The 2,014-nt window shown below is 38.9% G+C and carries 1 protein-coding gene; it reads left to right on the top strand.

Features of this window, described 5'->3' with window-relative positions:
• Window positions 1-31: 31 nt before the first annotated feature.
• A complete protein-coding gene (locus tag E2L07_RS01415) occupies window positions 32-1,198 on the top strand; it encodes an IS256 family transposase (protein WP_134228634.1) in 1,167 nt (388 codons plus the stop codon).
• The last annotated feature ends 816 nt before the right edge of the window (window positions 1,199-2,014 follow it).

Genomic DNA, 2,014 nt, shown 5'->3' with positions numbered 1-2,014 from the left:
AGATTCCATAAGAGAGGAGTAATCCCTACCTATGTCATCAAGTATAAACAATTCCGACTTCACAAATCAACTGGAAGAAATCATAAAATCATTTATTCAAGAAAGACTTGAAATCATCATGAAAGCAGAACTGGATAACTACTTGAAAGTTGAAAGACCTAATCATCCAAACAGCAAAAATGGATATTATAAACGTTCATTAGACACGAGATACGGCAAAATCGAAGAATTATCAGTACCACGAGATCGCCGAGGTGAATTTCAAACTCAGCTCTTTGCTCCTTACCAACGTCGAGATGGATGGCTTGAGGAAACCATTATCAAGATGTATCAAAGTGGCATGAGTACCCGTGAAGTAGGGAAGTTCATTGAACGCATTCTCGGTTCTTCTTACTCTGCCACGACCATCAGTAATATCACGGAAGTGGCCATGGAAGATATCCAGGCGTGGCAGCAACGCGAATTACACCCACGCTATTCTGTGCTATATCTGGATGGCATGTATATCAAACTCCGCCGTGACACCGTGGCGAACGAAGTGATTTACTTTGCCATTGGAGTCACTGTAGAAGGATATCGTGAACTGTTAGGTTTCTACATTGGTGGTCAAGAGAGTGCTCTTGGTTGGCAAGAGATGCTTCAAGACCTCTATCAACGTGGGCTGAAGGAAGTCTTACTCGGTGTATTTGATGGACTTCCTGGCTTAGAAGAAGCTTTTAAAAGCCTTTATCCGAAAGCAGATGTCCAGCGTTGTGTGGTACACAAAGTACGACACACCTTAAATCGTGTGCGTAAGAAGGATCGAGAAGAAGTCGCTGAAGATCTGAAGGCAATCTACCGGTCCTTCACTCACTCACAGGCTGAAGAACAATTCTATATGTTTCAAGAGAAATGGCAGAACAAGTATCCAAGAGAGGTGTCCTCATGGGAAAAAGATTTGCCGGTATTACTCACATTTTTGAAATATCCCTCCTCCATTCGGAGTGTAATTTACACCACCAACTGGATTGAGCGGACCATCAAGGACATTCGTAAAAGACTGAAGCCCATGAACAGTTTACCTGACATTAAAGCCGCTGAGAAAATTGTATATTTAACCGTTCAAGGCATTAATGAAAAATGGTCTGAACGAAAATTACGCGGATTTGTCAGCGCATATCAAGCTTTATATGACATGTTTGAAGAGCGATATAGATAATCCTTAAGCACCTTTTTTAAAGCTTAAAAAGTTCGAAGAACCTGTCAAGGGACTCGTATACACTTCGCCCTTGACAGAACCTTCTGAAACTTTTTGTGTAGTCACCAAGGCTGCTTAAGGTCTAATATATTGGCAATTCCAAAGGAAACCCTGCGAGCTTACACAAAATTCTTGACGGTACCACTTTATTTAACAATCTAATGCCTCCTAGGACAAAATTATTTATATATTCTTTTAATAGATTATCATGGATAAAAATATGAAACTATAAATATTAAAAAAATTTATCGAAAATAGTCAAATTTACATAGTTTATGTCGAAGGGGTTGTGAATTGCTCCCACCACTTACCACCCTTACGGCTTGCTTGAAGTGGGGGCTTCTTGGGTAGTCGTCACTTTTAGTAGCTGACGAAATTGACCAAGCTAACCCTCTTGTTCCAAGAGTTTATATATTCGTTAGGCACTTGCTAATAAGCGTTGGGTTAATTGCCAGTACAAGCTTAAAAGAATTTATTATTAATAGAATGGACGACTTACCAATCAAACAGTCTAAAACTTATACAACTATAGGAATAGGAGTAAGTTTATTTTTCTACCTACTTTTATAAAATGAATCACAATGTATATGTAATATATTTTAAGACCATAAAGGCTATAATTAATGTCTAATGCCACCTGCAAAAAGCAGGTTGTATTTTGCAATAGAAAAGTGCAGAGAAATGCAATGAAAAATGCAGAGGTTTGCCACCCATTTAATTCCTTTTCGACAATGCGTGGGACAGTCTATAGCTCTCGCCATGAAAAGAGATGATATG

The organism is Halalkalibacterium halodurans (assembly GCF_004376175.1).
GTDB lineage: Bacteria > Bacillota > Bacilli > Bacillales > Bacillaceae_D > Halalkalibacterium > Halalkalibacterium halodurans.
Note: the sequence above shows the minus strand (reverse complement) of the source record. Positions and strands in the feature narration are given on the sequence as shown.